Consider the following 19336-nt stretch of genomic DNA (forward strand, 5'->3'; position numbering starts at 1 on the left):
GTGAGATGCAACGGTGCCGCGGCGGAGCGGAAGGGGTCGCTTCTGGCCCCCTGCTCAAGAGGCGCAGTTACGGCCGAGTTGGCTGTAGGCGTCCTCGCTGTTGTGGCTCTTCTCGGGGTGCTCCTCACGGCACTCAGCGCGGCCATTATGCAATTGCAGGTCGAAGAGGCAGTGCGGGGTGCAGCGAGGGAGATCGCGCGAGGGGAATCGCCCGAAACGGCGACCGCCTTGGCTAAGCGAATAGCAGGCGATGCCGTCATCATCACGGTTGGGGTGGATGGATCGACGGCCAGCGTCGCTGCGCGAATGCAGGTGCCGGGCCCGTTGGCAATTGTTGGCGGCGTCGTCGCGCAGGCAACGGCGTCCGTCCGGCTCGAGTCGGCCCCTTGAAAGGGGAGGGGCGAACCTTGCCGCGGGGGGATTCGGCCGGGAGACTCGGGGATTCGGCTGCGGTACGTGGGCGTCCAGCCTGGCCTCCTGAGAGCTCGGGCGGGAGACTCGGGGATTCGGCTGCGGGGAGAGCAGTTGCCGCCCCGGGCAGGCGGTCCTCGCGTCCCGCGTCGGGGCGAACTGCCATCGGAGGCGCCGACAGGGGTGCCGGGACAATTCTGGCCTTAGCGCTGGCTCTGGTGGCAATTCTGGGCTGTTCGGCGGCAGTCTTGCTGTCCCAAACCGTGATCGCGGCCGAGCGTGCTGGACGGGCGGCCGATCTCGCGGCGCTGGCTGCTGCAGATGCCGAGCGTGGTCTCGCACCCGGCGAGACGTGTGCCGTCGCCCAAGAGGTTGCACGGCTTAACGCAGCTCGAGTGGTGTCGTGCGACGTTGAGCTGCCGGGGGCGGTGGTCCGAGTGGTGGTTCGGGGGGAGGAAGTCATGGCCACGGGCCACGTCGAGGGCCGAGCCCGTGCTGGCCAGCCGCCGTGAGCCAGTGCAGGTCAGTCGCTGTGAGCCGTGCGGGCCAGCCGCCCTGAGCCGTGCTGGCCAGCCCCCCTGAGCCGTGTGGGCCCAGGCGCCGCGAGCACCGCTGGCCCTTCCGGGAGCGGCTCAGGCCGTCGTCCCGTCGTCCCGTCGTCCCGGCGAGCCGGAGACGCCGGGTGCACCGGGCGCACAGAGCGCGTCACCATGGGGAAGGTCCCACTCCCAGCTTCGCTCGCTCGGCTTCACGGAGGAGCGCGCCGAGGAGGAGGACGGCTCCTGCCTTGTCGAGCGGGTTGTTCTTGTTGCCGCATTTCGGGCTCTGAACACATGAGGGACATCCGGAAGGGCATTCGCAAGCTTCGATGGCTGCCTTCGTCGCTGAAAGCCAGTCGCGGGCGCGATCGAAGCCCCGTTCGGCGAAGCCAGCACCGCCGGGGTGCCCGTCGTAGACGAAGATGGTCGGCCCTTCGGTGTCGGCGTGCAGCGCGGTCGAAACGCCTCCCACGTCCCACCGATCGCTCGATGCGACGAGAGGGAGCAGGCCGATGGCGGCGTGCTCTGCGGCGTGGAGCGCCCCTGGGAATTGCGCCTCGATGAGCCCGGCGGCGAAGAGGTTGCGGTTGTCCATGGTGAACCACACGGCCTTCGTGAAGAGCTCCCGTGCTCCCAGCTCAAGAGGCTCCTCGCCGAGGACCTCATTCGAAATGAGTGCCTTGCGCTGGAACGAGACGACTTGGGTCGTGACCTTGACCTCGCCGAAATGCACGGCTACGGGACCCCAGGTTTCGCTCCGTTCCTCGGAAAGGACCTCGATCTGGGTGATGTCGCGGGCTGTTGTGTAGTAGTCCGGATTGACTCGGCGTACCACCACACAGTGCTCGGCCTCGTTGAGCTCTTCAACGAAGTAGCTCGCGCCCTGATGCACGTAGATTGCGCCCTGATGCGCCTGATAGTGCGTCTGGGGCGAATCCATCGAGCCCAAGACCTGTCCGGTCTCCGATTCGATGATCTGTACCGGTCCTCCACCGTCGGCCCTCAGGTTAACCATGCTGGCAGCGCTCTCGGGATGGGTCCAGAACCAGCCCGAAGGACGACGCCGCAGAAGCCCTTGGCGTTCGAGCTGGGCGAGGATTCCCTCGGCGGCTGGGCCGAAGAGCTCGAGGTCGGCTCGCGTCAGGGGCCTCTCGGCAGCGGCGGCGCAAAGATGCGGGCCGAGGACGTAGGGGTTGGAAGGATCGAAGACTGTGGCCTCGACGGGAACGTCGAAGATTGCCTCCGGATGATTGACGAGATAGGTGTCGAGTGGATCGTCACTTGCAACGAAGGCGGCGAGAGCATCTTGACCCGCCCTGCCAGCACGGCCAATCTGTTGGAACAGCGAGGCCCGCGTTCCCGGCCAGCCGGCGACGAGCACGGCGTCGAGGCCAGAGATGTCGATGCCCAGTTCGAGCGCCGAGGTGCTCGCGATTCCGAGCAGTTCGCCGGTCCTCAAGCGCCGTTCGAGTTCGCGACGTTCCTCGGGGAGGTATCCCGACCGGTAGGCGGCGACTCGTCCTGGAAGGCTCGGGTCGACCTCGTCGAGAAGCCGCTGGGTGATCGAAGAGATCGCTTCCGCGCCTCTGCGGGACTTGATGAAGGCGATGGTCCGTACCCGGGAGGAGACGAGGTTGGCGAGCAGATCCGAGGTCTCGGCGACGGCGGTTCGTCGCTGCGGCGCCCCGTTCTCGCCCCGAGACTCAGTCAGGGCGGGCTCCCAGAAGGCAACCTCTGTAGCTCCGTGCGGGGACCCGTCTTCCGTCACTGCGACCACGGGCGAGCCGATCAGGCGGGCCACGGAGGTCTCGGGCTCGGCGGTCGTAGCGGAGGCGGCGATGAAGACCGGGTCTGCCCCGTAGTAGGCGCAGACCCTCCGGAGCCTGCGGAGGAGGTTTGCGACATGCGAACCGAAGACGCCCCGGTAGCTGTGCGCTTCGTCGATTACGACGAAGCGCAGGCGCCGGAAGAAGGCCGACCACCAGGCGTGGTTGGGCAGCACCCCATAATGCAGCATGTCCGGGTTGGCCAGGACGACGTTCGCATGATCGCGGATCCATCGCCGAGCTGACTGTTCCGTATCCCCGTCATAGGTCTCTGCTCGTACGGTGGGCAGCCTGAGAGCCCGGATCGCGGCAAGCTGGTCAGCGGCGAGGGCCTTGGTGGGGGAGAGGTACAGGACGACAGCCCCGTCGTCGTGCACACGTCCGGGTTCGGCGAGCACGCGCAGTTCCGAGCGGTGGACGGCATCGAGCGCTGGGAGTTGGTAGGCCAGGGACTTTCCCGAGGCGGTTCCCGTTGCCACCACCACGTGGCGCCCGGAATGGGCATGATCAGCCGCTTCGATCTGATGCTTATAAGGTGCTACGACGCCGAGGCGAGCATATGCCTCCACGAGGTCCGGGTGGACCCACTCAGGCCAAACGACCGTGCGAGCGGCGCGCGCTGGCAGCCGCCGGACGTGGCGCAGCTGCTCCGGCTCGGGACTTCTCCCGAGGAGCGGAATCAAAGAATCGTGCTGCGCCACCCCAGCATTCTGCCAGCGTCACGTGCCGGCTACGGATTCGGGGCAGCAACCGGCACCGTTGGGACGGCGGTCAGTCGTTGAGGGAAGGGCCGTCCGGATTGCTCGCATTCTTGAGCATGAGGACGCCCGAGACGTCACTCCAGCCGAGGTGATGGTAGAGGTGCTGGCCATCGATGGAGGCAATGAGGAGCCCTTGGTCGGCTCCGTGCTCGCTCACCGCTGCCGTGAGCGCGCGCATGATGAAAGAACCGAGCCCGCGCCGACGGTACTTGGGTTCAGTGACAATGCGGTCGAACACCGCGAAGCCATCCGCGACGGCGACGTGACCGCTCGCGGCCAACTCGCCGTCCTGCGTTGCCACGGTAACGGTTGCGGAGCTGTCTTCGATCTCGGTCCTGAGCTTGAGTTCGTCGTCGTTGAGCCAAGGCTCTTCGACGTCCTTGCCCTCGAAATCCATGACCATGAGCTCTTGATCGGCCCCCAGCACGGCGAGACCGTGCTGTTCGGCGAGCGTCCGGAACCGTAGGTGGTTGTCCGTGAGCACGGCCAGAACGCGGTCACGGCTCGCTGACATGAACTCGGCGAGTCGGCCGAAGTCCTCGTCGGACGGTTCGGCCGCGAACGCGACCCAGTCCCCGCTGCGATCCGTCAGCTGTGCGGCCGGGAACCCCCCGATTGACTGCGTCGGATAGTGCCGTGACGAGGCCCAGCCCTCTACCCACGTGACCAGAAGATCCTTGAGCTCTGCCTCTGCCATAGGCATGACGATACCCGGCGTCGCGAGCTCCTGATAAGCCTCGTGACACAACTGTCACTCCTCGGCAACCCCACGGTCACCGGGCCCTCTTCACTGGCCTCGGTACCCTAGAATGCGTGGCTCTGAACCGAATCGTCCTCTTCTACTGCTTCACTCCGCTCTCCGATCCCGAAGCCGTGCGGCTTTGGCAGCGGGTGCTGTGCGCGGGGCTTGGGCTCCGGGGACGCATCATCGTCTCGCCTCACGGGATCAATGCCACCGTGGGCGGTGAGCTTGGCGCCGTCAAGCGCTACGTGCGCGCGACAAAGGAATACCCGGGCTTTCACGGAATTGACGTCAAGTGGTCCGAAGGGGGCGCTGAAGACTTCCCGCGCCTGAGTGTCAAAGTTCGTCCTGAGCTCGTTTCGTTCGGAGCGCCGTCAGAGCTCGAGGTCGACGCCGAAGGCGTGGTTGGCGGGGGAACTCGCCTCACCCCTCAGGGGCTCCACGAGCTCGTCGACTCGCGGCGCGCCGAGGGGCGGGACGTCGTGTTCTTCGACGGCCGCAACGCGTTCGAAGCCCAGATCGGGCGGTTCAGAGGCGCAGTCGTGCCCGAGGTCGAGACGACACGAGATTTCATTCGCGAGCTGGATTCAGGCGCGTACGACGATCTCAAGGGCAAGCCCGTCGTGACCTATTGCACGGGCGGCGTCCGCTGCGAGGTCCTCTCAGCCCTCATGCGCCGCCGTGGCTTCGAGGAGGTCTACCAGCTCGATGGCGGGATCGTCCGGTACGGAGAGGCCTTCGGCGACGCCGGGCTGTGGGAAGGCTCGCTGTACGTGTTTGACGGAAGAATGCATATCGAGTTCAGCGAGGACGCGGTTGAGATCGGCGACTGCGCTCGATGCGGGGCCGCGACCAGCGATTTCCACAACTGCGAGAATTCCGCTTGCCGGCAGCTGACGCTCTTCTGCGGGGACTGTGCTGCCGGCCCCGAGCCGCTGCGATGCCCGGGGGGCTGTGCGGCTCCTGCACTGGAAACTCGCGCGCTTACCGTTTGACGACGCGGAACGCGTAGGCAGCCGCGTTGCCTCCCGCCGCGGACGCGGTGACCTCGGCGACCCCGTCCTGAGGGGCTACGAACGTCTTGGCCCACATCTGCCCACACGCATAGTCGCCGTCGATGATCGGAGTGGCCCCGAGCTGGAGAGCCAGGTGGAACGCAGGCCCTCCCCGGCACTCGTATTCGATCGTGAAGGTTCCTCCCGGTACAACAGTGCTTGCCAGGACTGGCTCGCCCTGAAGCACCATGCCGAACCCGAAGCCAAAGGAGAGTCCCCTGTTGTCCGGCAGCGCAGCTTCGGCCCAGGATGCGACCATGTCGGAGGTCCAGTCGCGCAGGGGAGGATCGGAAGCCGGGGGCGGGGGCACGCGTTCGAAAGCTAGCGGCGAGGGAGCGGACGACGGCGTAGAGCGCTCACCGAGGGGCGGGAGGCCGTCGTCGTAGGAATAGGCGCAGGCAGACAAGGCCGCCGTTGAAGCCAGCAGAAGGCCGAGGGCGCAGCACATCTTTCCAGTCCCGAGCCCGGCAGCTGAACCCCCAAGCGGCATGCTCACCTCCTCGCCCACTTTCGATGATGCGCCCGGGCCGTCAGCGGCGCCAGAGCGGAAAGGCCCTCGAGGTGAAGGGCTGTCCACATAGCGAGGTTTTGGGGCGAATCCTGTCGGGAACTCGTTATAGCGTGGACAAGCAGCGATCATTCATCGAAGGAGACTCCGTGGGCCAGCCCGGTGCAGTCAGCAACATAAGCCTCAACAACGGGGTGGAGATCCCACAGCTCGGGTTCGGCGTGTTCCAAGTGCCGTCTGCGGAGACTCAGGCAGCAGTCGAAGCCGCGCTAGAGGCCGGCTATCGACACATCGACACCGCCGCCGCCTACCAGAACGAAGCCGGGGTAGGCGCCGCCCTCCGCGCGACCGGCATTGCACGCGAGGACGTGTTCGTCACGACGAAGCTCCGCAACGGAGAACAAGACACCCCCCGCGCAGCGTTCGACGCGAGCCGGCGTGCGCTCGGCTTGGACGTGATCGATCTCTACCTCATCCACTGGCCCGTTCCCTCCCGGGACCTCTATGCGGCTGCCTGGAAGGAACTTGAGCGGATCTACGCCCAAGGTGAGGCGAGGTCAATCGGAGTTTCGAACTTCCTTCCCGAGCACCTCGATCGTCTCCTTGGAGAATCAGACGTCGTGCCCGCGGTGAACCAGATCGAGCTCCACCCCACGTTCCAGCAGCCCGCGACGGCGCAGCGGACCAGGGAAGCGGGCATCGCCGTCGAGGCCTACAGCCCCTTGGGGCAGGGCAGGGACCTGGCCGCGGACCCGGTAGCCGCCGCCGCTCGGGCCCACGAGGCGACGCCGGCCCAAGTCGTGCTTGCATGGCATCTCGCTCACGGCACGATCGTCATTCCGAAGACGACGAGCGCCGAACGCATGCGCGAGAACTTCGCTGCGGCCACCCTCGACCTCACGGCGGAGGAAGTCTCAGCCATCGACGCACTGGACTCAGACGCTCGTATCGGCTCCGACCCGGCCACTGCCGCACACACCCAGATGCCACAGGTCTAGCGTGGGAATCGACACCCTCGACGCACCCCGTTCCGAGGACCTGAGCCTCCTTCGGGATCTTGCCGCGGAGCTTGCCGGCCTCGGCTACACAGTCGGCGGTGTTGCGGACCTCCTCGGCCCGGCGGCCCATGCAGCCCTCGCGCGTGATCAGATCGTTCCCGCTCTTGTCGCGCTCGAAGGAAGGGTCCAGGGTGCGAAGAGGACTCAGCCGGACGCCCTGGCCACCGCCGTCCGGTTCTTCCTGCTGAGGCAGGAGGTGCGGGCCGACGAGCTCGAAGCGGCCTTCCCCGCGGTCCGCGTGGGCGGCCTCCTCGAGCTGGGTCTTGCCGAGGAGGCCGAGGGGTCCCGTCTGCTCCGCGCAAGCGTTGACCTCCGTCCCTATGCGTGGGACGAAGAGGAAGGCGAGGTCCGCCTGTGGGTCGCCTCTGACCTCGCGGCCCACCAGCGGGCCGGCGTCCTGCGCAGGGATCATGTCCTGGGGATCGGCCATGCGTCCGCAACCCTCATTCAGTCAACCGCGCGGCGTCCCGTCGGGAACGCCTTGGACCTGGGTACCGGGTGCGGGATCCAGACCTTCCACCTGCTACGGCACGCACGCCACGTTGTGGCCACGGACATCTCGGAGCGAGCGCTCGCCTTCGCGCGCTTCAACCTCCTGTTGAATGCCGAGACGCTGGCGATCGACCCCGAGCAACTCGAGGAGCGTGTCGAGCTCCGGCTCGGCTCGCTCCTCGAGCCGGTGGCGGGCGAACTCTTCGACATGGTGGTCTCGAATCCTCCCTTCGTGATCACGCCGCGCGTTGCAGGTGAGACCGCGCAGGATCAATTCACATACAGGGATGCAGGCCTTCCCGGGGACCAGTTGGTCGGGGGACTCGTCTCAGGCCTCGGCGACGTCCTGGCCGAGGGGGGAACCGCCCAGATGCTCGGAAACTGGGAGATCCGCGAGGGGTCTGCGTGGCACGAACGCATCCGATCGTGGGTTCCGAAAGAGCTTGATGCCTGGATCGTCCAACGCGAGCACGTCGGACCAGAGCAGTATGCGGAAACGTGGCTTCAGGATGCCTCCGAGCAGAGGGACGTCGAAGCGTACGCTCGCTCGTACGCCGCCTACCTGGAGGACTTCGCAACACGGAATACCTCTGGCATCGGTTTCGGGATGCTGTGGTTCCGCCGCCCGAGCGCAGGGCAGGCCCGACTCGATCGCTACGAAGAGCTGGCCCATCCTCTCGAGCAGCCGCTCGGGCCCTATTGGCAGGCTGCCGTAGAACGCGCGGACTGGCTCGAGCGCCTCGGAACGGAGGGGCTCGAGGCAGCCCATCTCGTGGTGGCGGACGATGTGACGGAAGAACGCCATCAGAGGCCGGGGGCCGAGCATCCGGGAGTCATCCTCCTGCGACAGGGGGCCGGGTTCCGGCGAACGTCACTTCTGAGCACCGAGCAGGCAGGCTTTGTCTCGGCGTGCGACGGCGAGCTCGCAGTCGGGCAGATTGCGGGCGCACTCGGCGCCCTTCTGGGCCGGGACGACGAAGAATTCCGGCGCGATCTCGTCCAAGCGGTGAGGGAGTTGATCCTCGACGGGTTCCTTGTGAAGGCATAGTTTGACATCCTTGGAGAGATGTGGCGTAAATAACAGCCACACCCCACGAAGTAAGAAGCACATGACCGAGAAGAAGCGCAGTCCCCGCACTGAGAACCCCGTGCGGATCACGGACCCCAAGGCGATCAGGGCACTGGCCCACGGAGCACGGCTCGCTGCCATCAATGAGCTGTACTCGAGCCAGAAGAGTTGGACTGCGACGGAACTCGCGGCGTTCACAGGGCTCACACCGAGTGCGATGAGCTATCACCTCAGGGCGCTGAAGAAGTGGGGGATCGTGGTAGACGCGCCCAACGACGGCGATGGCCGAGAGCGGCGTTGGAAGGCTGCTGGGACCGACCTCAACCTCGACACCGCAACGACGGGCCAGACGCCGGGGCTTGCCATTGTCGACATGGAGCTCGATGCCCTGCGCAAGCGGATTGCGAGCCACGCGAAGCACCGCGAGGCCGCGCGGCGTCGTGGGGAACCGGACGAGTCACCGGTCATGATGGTCTCGGGCAACGTCCTCAAGCTGAGCCTCGAGCAGCGCGCCGAGTTCAAGCGGCGCATGTCCGAACTGCTCGACGAGTTCGATCAGGCCGCAGTCGAGGATCAGGAAGAGATCGACGCGACTCCTCCCGGAACCGAACGGATGTACGTCCTGTGGTCGATGCTTCCTGAGGTCCGCGAGCCAGCCGAGCCGGCGGGCAAGACGTCTGTGCGTCGAGCGGCCGCCAAGGCCGCGACTGGCAATCCTGCCTAGTCGACGGCCTGGTCGGTTTCTCCACAAGGCGAACGGCTCCACTTGCACACCGGTCACCGTCGTATGGTGAACTAGGGACTTGCGCGCAGGGCGTCATCAATCGGTGGGGCCGTCGCGCCGTCGGGCGGCCCCTGAGCCGCTCGCCCTGCATCGTTTGCTGTCCTGAGGAGTAGCGTGGCCACGAAGGCTAGATCCGGCAAGAAGCTCGTGATTGTGGAGTCGCCGGCCAAGAGCAAGACCATCGCCCAGTACTTGGGCGAGGGCTTCGAGGTCGACGCGTCCATGGGTCACATTCGCGACCTGCCGCAGCCGTCCGACCTCCCCGCCGAGCTCAAGAAGAGCTCGCTCGGGAAGTTCGCCGTGGACATCGAGCACAACTTCGAGCCGTATTACGTCGTCTCCCCGGAGAAGCGGAAGAAGGTCGCGGAGCTCAAGGCCAAGCTCAAGGACGCTGACGAGCTCTACCTCGCCACCGATGGTGATCGCGAGGGCGAGGCCATCGCGTGGCACCTGCTCGAGGTGCTCAAGCCGAAGGTGCCCGTGCACCGCCTCACGTTCCCCGAGATCACGAAGGAGGCAATCCAGCGCGCCATGGCGGAACTGCGCGACGTCGACGAGTCGCTCGTCGACGCGCAGGAGACCCGCCGCGTGCTCGATCGCCTCTACGGCTACGAGATCTCCCCCGTTCTCTGGCGGAAGGTGGCCGGCGGCCTCTCCGCCGGGCGCGTCCAATCCGTGGCGACCCGCCTCGTCGTCGAACGCGAGCGCGAGCGCATGGCGTTCCGCACTGCCGACTATTGGGACCTCCTTGCAACGCTCGCCCCCCAGGCAGCGGGAGCGAACGACGGCGCTCCCGGCCAACGCTTCCAAGCGCGGCTGGCGACGGTCGACGGCAAGAAGGTCGCTTCTGGGCGCGACTTCGACGATCGCGGGAACCTGACGGCCCGCAATGCTGTGCTCCTCGACGAAACCACGGCTCGTGCGCTCGCCGAGGGCCTTGAGAATTCGGCGTTCACGGTTCGTTCAGTCGAAGAAAAGCCCTATACGCGGCGTCCGGCCGCGCCGTTCACGACGTCGACCCTCCAGCAGGAGGCGGCTCGCAAGCTCCGTTTCTCGGCCAGGGTCACGATGCAGGTTGCGCAGCGGCTGTACGAGAACGGGTACATCACCTATATGCGTACCGACTCGACAGCTCTGAGCGATCAAGCGGTCGGCGCCGCTCGTCGCCAGGCCTCGGAGCTGTATGGCCCGGACTACATTCCGCAGCGCCCTCGCGTCTATGCCTCGAAGGCGAAGAACGCGCAGGAAGCCCACGAGGCAATTCGCCCCGCGGGTGATTCGTTCCGTACGCCCGCCCAGGTTGCGAAGGAACTGCGCGGCGACGAGTTCAGGCTCTACGAGCTCATCTGGAAGCGCACGGTCGCCTCGCAGATGGAAGACGCGAAAGGCTCGACGGCAACCGTCCGTCTCGGCGCCGTCGCCGGCTCCGGCGAAGCCGCCGGACGCGACGCTGAATTCTCCGCCTCCGGCACGGTCATCACGTTCCGTGGCTTTCTCGCGGCCTATGAGGAGGGCCGCGACGAGATCCGCGAGGACACCGAGAACGGATCCGGAGCCACCGATGGTGGTCGTCTTCCCGCCCTTAGCAAGGGTCAGCCCCTCGACGCCCTCGAGCTTGCCCCGAACGGCCACCAGACCTCCCCGCCGCCGCGCTACACGGAAGCGTCGCTCGTCAAGACGCTTGAGGAGCGGGGCATCGGGCGCCCGTCGACTTACGCCGCGACGATCTCGACCATCATGGACCGCGGCTACGTCCGAACCCGCGGCAACGCACTCGTGCCGAGTTGGATCGCGTTCTCCGTTGTGCGCCTTCTCGAGGACTACTTCCACGACTACGTCGACTACGACTTCACGGCCGAGATGGAGGAGGACCTCGACCGCATCGCCGCCGGGCAGCAGGCCGGTGCCGAGTGGCTCAGCGATTTCTACTTCGGCGGCGAGGGCAAGCCGGGCCTCACGACGATCGTCAACGGGCTCGGCGAGATCGACGCTCGCGTGGTCAACTCGGTCGAGATCGCGCCGGGCATCGTTCTGCGCGTTGGCAAGTACGGCCCCTACCTCGAGAAGCCGCTGCCTGCTGATGCACCAGAGGATGCTGTCCCCGAACGCGCGAACGTCCCCGAGGACCTCGCGCCCGATGAGCTGACGGCGGACAAGGCACGTGAGCTCATGGAGAGCGCCGGCCCGGAGGAACGCGTGCTCGGCACCGACCCGCTCACGGGTCACACCGTCGTCGCGAAGAACGGCCGGTACGGCGCCTACGTCACCGAGGTGATCCCCGAGCCGACCCCGGAGCAGCTCGCCGCCCAGCCGGTCGAGTACTACAAGAACGGCAAGCCGAAGCCGCCCAAGAAGCCAGCGAAGGTCAAGCCACGCACGGCTTCCCTCTTCAAGTCCATGAGTGTTGACACCGTCACGCTCGACGAGGCCCTCAAGCTCATGAGCCTGCCGCGGGCCCTGGGCAATGACGAAGAAGGCAACGTCATCACGGTGCAGAACGGGCGCTTCGGCCCCTACCTAAAGAAGGGCTCCGACTCGCGCTCGATCGGCAGTGAAGAGGAGATCTTCACGATCACGCTCGAGGACGCGCTCAAGATCTACGCCCAGCCCAAGACGCGAGGCGGCCGGACGGCAGCCGCGCCGCTCGCAGAGTTCGGCGACGACCCGGAGTCGGGCAAGCCGATCGTCGTCAAGGAGGGCCGCTTCGGCCCATACATCACGGACGGCGTCACCAACATCACGGTGCCCCGCGCCACGGCCATCGAGGAGTTGACGCGCGAGCGCGCTGTCGAACTCCTCGCCGAGAAGCGCGCGAAGGGACCGGTCAAGCGACCCGCACGGCGCACCACAGGCGGTACCCGAGCCAAGGCAGGAGCCAAATGAGCGACGAGCAGGAACTTCCCGGGGAGAGCACGGACGACGGCGCGACGACGGCGGCCGGCGAGCGATCGCCGTCGTCCGCTCCTCACCTCGATCCGGCACCCCTCAACGAACTGGAGGCCGCACTCGACTCGGCCTCGAAGGGTGAGGCCGAGAATGCGGAACCGGTGCTCGTGTTCCTCAACAGCCTCGTGTGCCTCCTCGTTCCAGAGCCCGTGCCGGGGCAGACCGAATACGTCGAGCCGCTCATTCTGACGAACTCCGAGGGCAAGCCTCTTGTCGCGGCGTTCACTGACGCGGCCCGCATCAGGCCCGACTTCCTCGAGCACGCTCCAACAGTCGTGACAACCCAGGGAGCGGTTCTCCTCCAGAATCTGGGCACTGAACTCGGTGTCGTGCTCAATCCCGGCAGTGCGTTCGGATTCGAACTCGCTGCAGAGCAGGTGGCGGCGATCCTGAAGGACTTCAGGCCCGCAACTGAAGATGAGATCGATGCGGCGCGGGAAAGCGCGCCGGGGACGGGCGGGGAATAATAGGCTCATGCGTCTAGGCGTCCTCGACATCGGTTCGAACACCGTGCACCTGCTTCTGGTGGACGCCCATCCCGGCGCGCAGCCGGTGGCCTTCGCTTCGCACAAACGGCCGCTCTCCCTCGTGAAGCACCTTGAGGACGACGGCAGCATCAGCGAGAAGGGCCAGCAGGAGCTCATCGACTTCGTCCACGAAGCGCGGGACTTCGCCGGCCGGCACGATGCCGAGGACCTGCTCGCCTTCTGTACCTCGGCCATCCGGGAGGCCGCGAACGGCGAGGCCGTGATCGAGCGGATTCACCGCGAAACAGGTGTGACGCTCCAGGAGCTAACAGGGCGCGAGGAAGCTGCAATGACCTTTTTTGCTGTGCGGCGCTGGTATGGCTGGGGGCGCGAGAAGATCCTCTCCCTTGACATCGGCGGTGGTTCGTTCGAGATGGCGATGGGCAACGACTCCCTCCCGGACATCGCGGAATCGGTGCCCCTCGGAGCGCAGCGGCTCACGCGGGACTGGCTCTCCGAAGACCCGCCGACGGCGAAGTCGGTCAAGGAACTCCGCCGGTACATCCGTTCAACGCTCAAGCCGGTAGTGCACGCATTCAAGGAGCTTGGCCAACCGACCCTCGTGACCGGCACGTCGAAGACGTTCCGTTCGCTGGCCCGCATCGCGGGAGCCGCGCCCAGCGGAGCCGGACCCTACGTTCGGCGGGTCCTGCAGCGCACCGACCTCGGCCTTTGGACACAGCGGATCTCCGCGATGGCCTCAGGAGACCGGGTCCATCTGCCCGGCGTCTCCGAAGCGCGCGCGCTCCAGGTCCTTGCCGGGGCGCTCGTCGCCGAGGCGGCGATGGAGCTCTTCGAGGTCGACGAGCTCGAGATCTGCCCGTGGGCCCTTCGCGAGGGGCTGATCCTGCGCCGCCTCGACCAGCTCGTCTTCGATGGGCCGCTAGCGCCACCCGATCACATACGGCCGATCGCGAGTGAGCGACGACGCATCGAAATGCAGCACCCTGCTTGGAGCGCCCGATGAGCGGCGCGGAGCAGCCCCAGTGGCGACAGTCAAAGGGCATGCCTGACGTCCCGGTCGCGCTCTCGAGCGCCTCCGTCTACCCCCTGAGCGTTCACGACGCGTTCGCTTGCGCCGCCGATCTCGGCTACGACGGGGTGGAGGTCATGGTGACCAACAACTCGACGAGCCAGGAGCCAGACGCCCTCATCCACCTTTCCGAGCGGTACGACCAGCCGATCGTCTCGATCCACGCCCCGACGCTCTTGCTGACGCAGCAAGTGTGGGGCGGTGCGTGGAACAAGATCCGCCGGTCGTGCGCGATGGCTCGCGACGTCGGCTGCGACACGGTGGTCGTCCACCCGCCGTTCCGGTGGCAGACCGGCTACGCCGACGGCTTCTCCGTAGGGGTCCGCGACCTCGCCGAAGAGTACGAGGTCCACATCGCCGTCGAGAACATGTACCCATGGCGGGTCCGTGGGCGGGACGCGCGGGCGTATCTCCCGCACTGGGACCCGGTAGGCCAGGGGTACCGTGACGTGACGTGGGACTTCTCGCACGCCGCGACGGCTCGCGAGGACAGCCTCGAAGCACTCAAGGCTCTCGGTGACACCATTCGCCATATCCACCTTACGGACGGCTCCGGGCTCTCGTTCCGCGACGAGCACCTGCTCCCGGGCCAAGGGACGCAGCGTGTGGCGGAGTGCCTCGCGTACCTTGCGGATTCGGCGTTCGACGGCGTGATCGTCGCCGAGATCAGCACGCGCAAGGCGCGCTTCGCGGGGGAGCGGGAGGAGATGCTGGGCGCGACCCTCGAGTTCGCCCGAAGGCACCTCGGCCAACTCACGGAGAGCAGCGACGCCCAGCAGCGCGGGCGGTAGCGCCGCCGTCGTTGTCTTGTTGGGGCGACGCCGGGCTGAGCGGGCAAATCGGGGTTGTCGGGGCTATCCGGGTTAAACGAGAAACGCCGGGCGGAATGCAGGAAACATTGGGGGGAATCTCCTGCACCCGTCCGGCGCCCGGCCCCGTTCCGTTGCCGGAAGGGCCCTTCACTCGCACCTAATGAGTGATTTGATCTTAGGAAGAAATGCTGGACGATTCCTCACCGAACTCTGCAAGGAAGCTGGGAGTCGGCGGGGGGCCGGGATCAGCCAAGTTCGCGAGTGATGTCCTTGGAGCGTTCGGCCGCAGCGCGGGCGCCGTCCGCGATGATGCCGGGCAGGCCGCGCTCGTCGAAGGTCGCGATCGCACGCTCTGTCGTCCCATTCGGACTCGTGACGGCGCGACGCAGCGCAATGGGATCGGCGCCTGGCTCGGCGAGCATGAAGCCCGCGCCCACGACCGTTTCGCGTGCGAGGCGCAGCGAGAGTTCCGGGTCCAGCCCGAGGCGCGTGCCGGCGTCGGCCATCGCCTCGGCAAGGTAGAACGCGTACGCGGGGCCGGACCCGCTCACCGCGCTCACCGCGTCGACCTGGGCCTCGGGAACTTCGACGACGAGCCCGAGGCTGTCGAAGAGGCCCTTCACCTTCTCGACCTGCTCCCGGGTGGCGTGGGTGCCGCCGGAGATCGAGACCACTCCGCGGCCGAGCCGGGCAGGAGTGTTCGGCATTGTGCGGATCACTGCCTGCCCTTCGGGCAGCGCCCTTTCGAGCTGGGCGATCGAGACCGCGGCGGCAACGCTGACGACGACGGCGCTCGGCGAGAGCGCAGGGGCGATCCCACGCGCGAGGTCGGCAATCCCGACGGGTTTGACACCGAGGATCACGAGCGACGCGCCGCGCACGGCCTGCTGATTCGCGTCGTCCTCTTCGGACGTGGCCATGACTGTCACTCCGTAGCGCTTGGCCAGCTCCGCCGCCCGCTCGCGGCGGCGGACCGTCGCCGTCACATCGGTCTTCGGGAAGCCCGCGGCAAGGAGGCCGGCCATGATGGCCTCGTTCATGGAGCCGCAGCCGAGGAAGGCGATCTTGTTGCTCATGTGCCCATCCTGCCAGCAGCGGCCCCCGGCGCGCATTCCCAGCTTCTTCACATCTGCGCTGGGGCCTACTCACAAGAAGGCTGCCTACTGTTGTAAATACCTCACAGGGTGCGAGTGATGGAGCGGCCGCTTCCCCAAGCGGTCGCACGGCGCTGGCAGTTGCGGATATTGGTCCCCCACCTTCCCCGCTTCTGCCAGCGCCTTACTCGTTAAGGCCGTGATTTGGGCGTCGGGCACCGTCGGGAGGTGACGCTTGGACGGGTGGGCACCCCGGCGTCGTCGTCCGTTGGTCACGTACCGACGGTCTTCGAGCGTTCAAGTGTCACGTGACGACGGCCGGGCGCCCCTCCGGAAGGCGAGGCCACCGTCGGGAGGTGACGCTTGGACGGGAGGGGCGCGCCGTCGTCGTCGTCCATTCGTCACGTACCGACGGTCTTCAAGCATTCAAGCGTCACGTGACGACGGTCGGGCGACCCTTGGACGGGAGGGCACCGTCGGGAGGTGACGCTTGGATGGGTGGGCACCGTCGGGAGGTGACGCTTGGATGGGTGGGCACCGTCGGGAGGTGACGCTTGGATGGGTGGGCACCGTCGGGAGGTGACGCTTGGACGGGTGGGCACCGTCGGGAGGTGACGCTTGGATGGGTGGGCACTGTCGGGAGGTGACGCTTGGACGGGTGGGCACCGTCGGGAGGTGACCCTTGGACGATGCGTTTGGAGGAGGCGCTTGGGGGGTTAGGGGCGGGCCGCGAACCGCTCGAGCAGGTCCACGTGGCCCGAGACGATGAGCATGTCGCGGCTGCTGACCTTAGTGTGCGGCTGCGCGTACGTGAAGTCTTCACCAGGGCTTTTGACGCCGACGACCGTCACGCCGTATTTCGCCCGCACCTGGGACTCGGCGAGCGTGAATCCCTGCGTCTCCTTCGGCGGGTACATCTTGACGATCGCGAAGTCGTCGTCGAACTCGATGAAGTCGAGCATGCGCCCGCTCACGAGGTGCGCGGTCCGTATGCCAGCGTCCGACTCCGGGTAGATGACGTGGTTGGCGCCGATACGGGAGAGGATCTTGCCGTGGGACGGCGTGATCGCCTTGGCCCAGAGGTGCTCGATGCCGAGATCCACGAGGTTGGCCGTGATGAGCACGGAGGACTCGATCGACGTGCCGACGCCGACGACGGCGGACTGGAACTCCTGCGCGCCGAGCTGGCGGAGCGATTCGATGTTGGTCGCATCGGCCTGTACAGCATGCGTGAGGACGGGAGCCCAGATCTCGACAAGATCCCGGTCGCGTTCGATCGCGAGAACCTCGCGGCCCTGCTTGACGAGCTGCTGAGCTGTGGCAGCACCGAAGCGGCCCAGACCGATGACGAGCACGGGCGCGTTCGGGTGGGGCCGGCCCGAGGGATTCTTGTCAGCCAATGATCGGCCTCTCTTCCGGATAGTGGTACAGCGATCTGCGCTGACGCAGGGACAGGGCCGTGGCCATCGTGATGGTGCCGACCCGGCCGAAGAACATGAGCGCAGTGAGGATGTAGACCCCCGCGGGAGGAAGCTCCGAGGTGAGCCCGGTACTGAGCCCGACCGTCGCGAAGGCGGAAATCGAATCGAAGAGCACGCGATCGAGGCTCTGCCCGGAGATTGCGAGCAGGAGCAGGCACGCGACCATGAGGAGCGTGGCGGCCATGACGATGACGCTGATGGCCAGGCGCATGACCTCCTGGGGAACGGTTCGCCCGAACGCACGGACGTCGCGGTCACCGCGCGCCTCGGCGACGATCGCGAGGAACATGACGGCGACGGTCGTGACCTTGATGCCGCCCGCAGTCGACGCCGAGCCGCCGCCGGCGAACATGAGTGCGTCCGAGAGCAGGAGCGTGGACGGTGTGAGGTGATTCATGTCGACGAGGTTGAACCCGAGCGATCGCGTCATGACGGACGCGAAGATGGCCTGCACGACCTTCTCACCGGAGGGCATGTTCCCGATGGTCTGGGCGTTGTTCCACTCCATCCCGCCCCACAGGATGGCGCCGAGCACGAGCAGGATGACCGAGACGACGATCGTGAGCTTCGCGTGCAGCGTCCACAACCGCACTCGAGCCTTGAAGCGCAGGAACACGAGCAGGACCGGGAACCCCAGGCTCCCGACGAAACCGCCGGCCATGAGCGGAACGAGGACCCAGAGATCGTACTGGTACGGCACCAGGCCGTTGCTGTGCGGGGTGAAGCCCGCGTTGTTGAAGGACGAGATGGCGTAGAAGACGGCGTGCCAGACGGCGGGCCCGAACTGTTCGCCGTGCGCCATGAAAGCAGGGGCGAGAAACAGGACGAGGATGCCTTCGATGGCGGCCGAAGTCGCGACGACGACCCTCAGCAGGCTGCCGACCTCGCCGAGGCGGCCTGCGTTGTTCATCGCCTCCCGTGCGATGAGCTTCCCGCGGACGCCGAGGCCGCGGCTCATGGCGAGCGAGAGGACCGACGCGAGGGTGAGGATGCCCAAACCGCCGATCTGGATCGCCAGAAGGATCACGACGTGTCCGAAGGTCGACCAGTGCGCGGCCGTCGAGACGACCGTGAGGCCCGTGACGCACACGGCGGACGTCGCAGTGAAGAGCGACTGGTGGAGCGGCGTCACCTGACCGTCCGCGGCGGCAAACGGAAGGGACAGAAGGAGCGTGAAGACGACGATGACCCCGAAGAAGGAGAGGAGCGCGAGGCGCGCTGGCGACGACGCGGCGAGCCTGTCGACGAAGTCACGCAGCCCCGTGAAGGGGCCCAGGCCTTGGTCCGGCGGCGTGGGCCGCCATGACGACTCCGTCTGTACCACGCTCAACCGTCTTTCATGCCGGGTCTTTTGGGCGGCCGAAGGCCGTACCGGACCAGTAAACCATGCGGTTCCGGTAGCCTGAACTTATGTCCGACGCCGCACCGACGCAGCACTCGACCGCGGCCTCGGGTGCGGCGCGCCGCCCGGACTACCAGACCAGGGTCGCGTGGTCCGAGTCGCTCTGCGACTACGACTTCGGCCCCCGCCATCCCATGCATCCGAGCCGGCTCGACCTCACGGCCCGGCTCTGCGAGGACTTGGGCCTCTTCTCCCTGCCGCGCGTCTCGGTCGTGGAGCCCCACGTCGCGAGCGACGACGAGCTGGCCGCCGTCCACACGCGCGAGTACATCGCCGCCGTCCGCCGCGCGAGCGAGGACCCGTCGTCGTCCGATCCGGCCCGGGGGCTCGGAACCGAAGACGACCCGGCGTTCGCGGGCATGCACGAGGCCAGCGCGCGCATCGCGGGCGGCTCGCTCGAGGCGGCCGACGCCGTCCTGGACGGCCGCGCTCAGCACGCCGTCAACTTCGCCGGCGGGATGCACCACGCGGCTGCCGACCACGCGAGCGGCTTCTGCATCTACAACGACGCGGCCCTCGCGATCCAGCGGCTGCTCGACGGCGGGATCCAACGGGTCGCGTACATCGACGTCGACGTGCACCACGGCGACGGGACGCAGGGCGTCTTCTGGAACGATCCGCGCGTCCTGACGGTCTCGCTCCACGAGAGTGGGCTCAGCCTGTTCCCCGGCACGGGGTTCCCGCACGAGATCGGCGGCCCCGACGCGGCCGGGATGGCCGTGAACGTCGCGCTCCCCGCGAGGACGGGCGACGGCGGGTGGCTGCGCGCGTTCCACGCCGTCGCCCGTCCTCGCGG

General features: G+C 67.0%; 16 protein-coding genes and 1 pseudogene. 11 read left to right on the forward strand and 6 right to left on the reverse strand.

The features are described from left to right. Positions 1-78 precede the first annotated feature (78 nt). Complete coding sequence (locus LK10_RS01415) at positions 79-390, forward strand: TadE family type IV pilus minor pilin (RefSeq protein WP_197061822.1); 312 nt, start codon at positions 79-81, stop codon at positions 388-390. Between the two features lie 17 nt (positions 391-407). After that, positions 408-923, forward strand: a complete 516-nt coding sequence (locus LK10_RS22805) for an Rv3654c family TadE-like protein (protein ID WP_197061823.1) — start codon at positions 408-410, stop codon at positions 921-923. A 193-nt stretch (positions 924-1116) separates the two neighbouring features. Here the strand turns inward: LK10_RS22805 and LK10_RS01420 are convergent, their stop codons facing one another. Together LK10_RS01420 and LK10_RS01425 are read right to left on the reverse strand one after the other, a co-directional pair. Beyond that, positions 1117-3477 (reverse strand): DEAD/DEAH box helicase, encoded by a 2361-nt coding sequence (locus tag LK10_RS01420; protein WP_043119524.1) that lies wholly within the window; start codon positions 3475-3477, stop codon positions 1117-1119. Between the two features lie 70 nt (positions 3478-3547). Beyond that, positions 3548-4234, reverse strand: coding sequence for a GNAT family N-acetyltransferase (locus tag LK10_RS01425; protein ID WP_052206820.1), 687 nt, complete (start codon positions 4232-4234; stop codon positions 3548-3550). Positions 4235-4350: 116 nt separating this feature from the next. Here LK10_RS01425 and trhO point away from each other — a divergent pair, with 116 nt between their 5' ends. Beyond that, complete coding sequence (trhO, locus tag LK10_RS01430; RefSeq protein ID WP_043119526.1) at positions 4351-5274, forward strand: oxygen-dependent tRNA uridine(34) hydroxylase TrhO; 924 nt, start codon at positions 4351-4353, stop codon at positions 5272-5274. On the opposite strand, the gene LK10_RS01435 is transcribed toward trhO, so the two are convergent. Next, on the reverse strand, positions 5264-5824 hold the full coding sequence (locus LK10_RS01435) for a hypothetical protein (RefSeq protein ID WP_043119528.1): 561 nt from the start codon (positions 5822-5824) through the stop codon (positions 5264-5266). The two genes, trhO and LK10_RS01435, sit on opposite strands and share 11 nt — an antisense overlap. A 167-nt stretch (positions 5825-5991) precedes the next feature. Here LK10_RS01435 and LK10_RS01440 point away from each other — a divergent pair, with 167 nt between their 5' ends. From LK10_RS01440 to LK10_RS01470, 7 genes are all read left to right on the forward strand, one after another. After that, positions 5992-6840 carry an aldo/keto reductase gene (locus LK10_RS01440; RefSeq protein WP_043119569.1) on the forward strand — a complete coding sequence of 283 codons (849 nt, stop codon included), beginning with the start codon at positions 5992-5994 and terminating at the stop codon, positions 6838-6840. 1 nt (position 6841) lies between these two features. After that, positions 6842-8440 (forward strand): DUF7059 domain-containing protein, encoded by a 1599-nt coding sequence (locus tag LK10_RS01445; protein WP_231567543.1) that lies wholly within the window; start codon positions 6842-6844, stop codon positions 8438-8440. 61 nt (positions 8441-8501) lie between these two features. Further along, positions 8502-9185, forward strand: a complete 684-nt coding sequence (locus LK10_RS01450) for an ArsR/SmtB family transcription factor (RefSeq protein WP_081998195.1) — start codon at positions 8502-8504, stop codon at positions 9183-9185. Positions 9186-9359: 174 nt separating this feature from the next. Further along, complete coding sequence (gene topA, locus LK10_RS01455; RefSeq protein WP_043119530.1) at positions 9360-12128, forward strand: type I DNA topoisomerase; 2769 nt, start codon at positions 9360-9362, stop codon at positions 12126-12128. Continuing rightward, positions 12125-12658, forward strand: a complete 534-nt coding sequence (locus tag LK10_RS01460) for an SseB family protein (protein WP_052206821.1) — start codon at positions 12125-12127, stop codon at positions 12656-12658. The genes topA and LK10_RS01460 overlap by 4 nt, the downstream gene beginning before the upstream one ends. A 7-nt stretch (positions 12659-12665) precedes the next feature. Then, complete coding sequence (locus tag LK10_RS01465; protein WP_043119531.1) at positions 12666-13685, forward strand: Ppx/GppA phosphatase family protein; 1020 nt, start codon at positions 12666-12668, stop codon at positions 13683-13685. A 38-nt stretch (positions 13686-13723) separates the two neighbouring features. Further along, entirely contained in the window at positions 13724-14542 is an 819-nt protein-coding gene (locus LK10_RS01470) for a sugar phosphate isomerase/epimerase family protein (RefSeq protein ID WP_156143980.1), read from the forward strand. Positions 14543-14808: 266 nt separating this feature from the next. On the opposite strand, the gene proC is transcribed toward LK10_RS01470, so the two are convergent. The 3 genes from proC to LK10_RS01485 form a co-directional block, all read right to left on the reverse strand. Further along, positions 14809-15639: a pyrroline-5-carboxylate reductase gene (proC, locus tag LK10_RS01475; protein WP_043119533.1), complete on the reverse strand. Its 831-nt coding sequence runs from the start codon at positions 15637-15639 to the stop codon at positions 14809-14811. A gap of 734 nt (positions 15640-16373) precedes the next feature. Further along, entirely contained in the window at positions 16374-17012 is a 639-nt protein-coding gene (locus LK10_RS01480; protein ID WP_043119576.1) for a potassium channel family protein, read from the reverse strand. Positions 17013-17049: 37 nt separating this feature from the next. Further along, on the reverse strand, positions 17050-18462 hold the full coding sequence (locus LK10_RS01485; RefSeq protein ID WP_043119535.1) for a TrkH family potassium uptake protein: 1413 nt from the start codon (positions 18460-18462) through the stop codon (positions 17050-17052). A gap of 86 nt (positions 18463-18548) precedes the next feature. On the opposite strand from LK10_RS01485, the pseudogene LK10_RS01490 reads away from it, so the two are divergent. Further along, a pseudogene (locus LK10_RS01490) lies at positions 18549-19336 on the forward strand (acetoin utilization protein AcuC); the annotation flags it as partial.

The sequence above is a fragment of the Sinomonas humi genome, assembly GCF_000802235.1.
GTDB lineage: Bacteria > Actinomycetota > Actinomycetes > Actinomycetales > Micrococcaceae > Sinomonas > Sinomonas humi.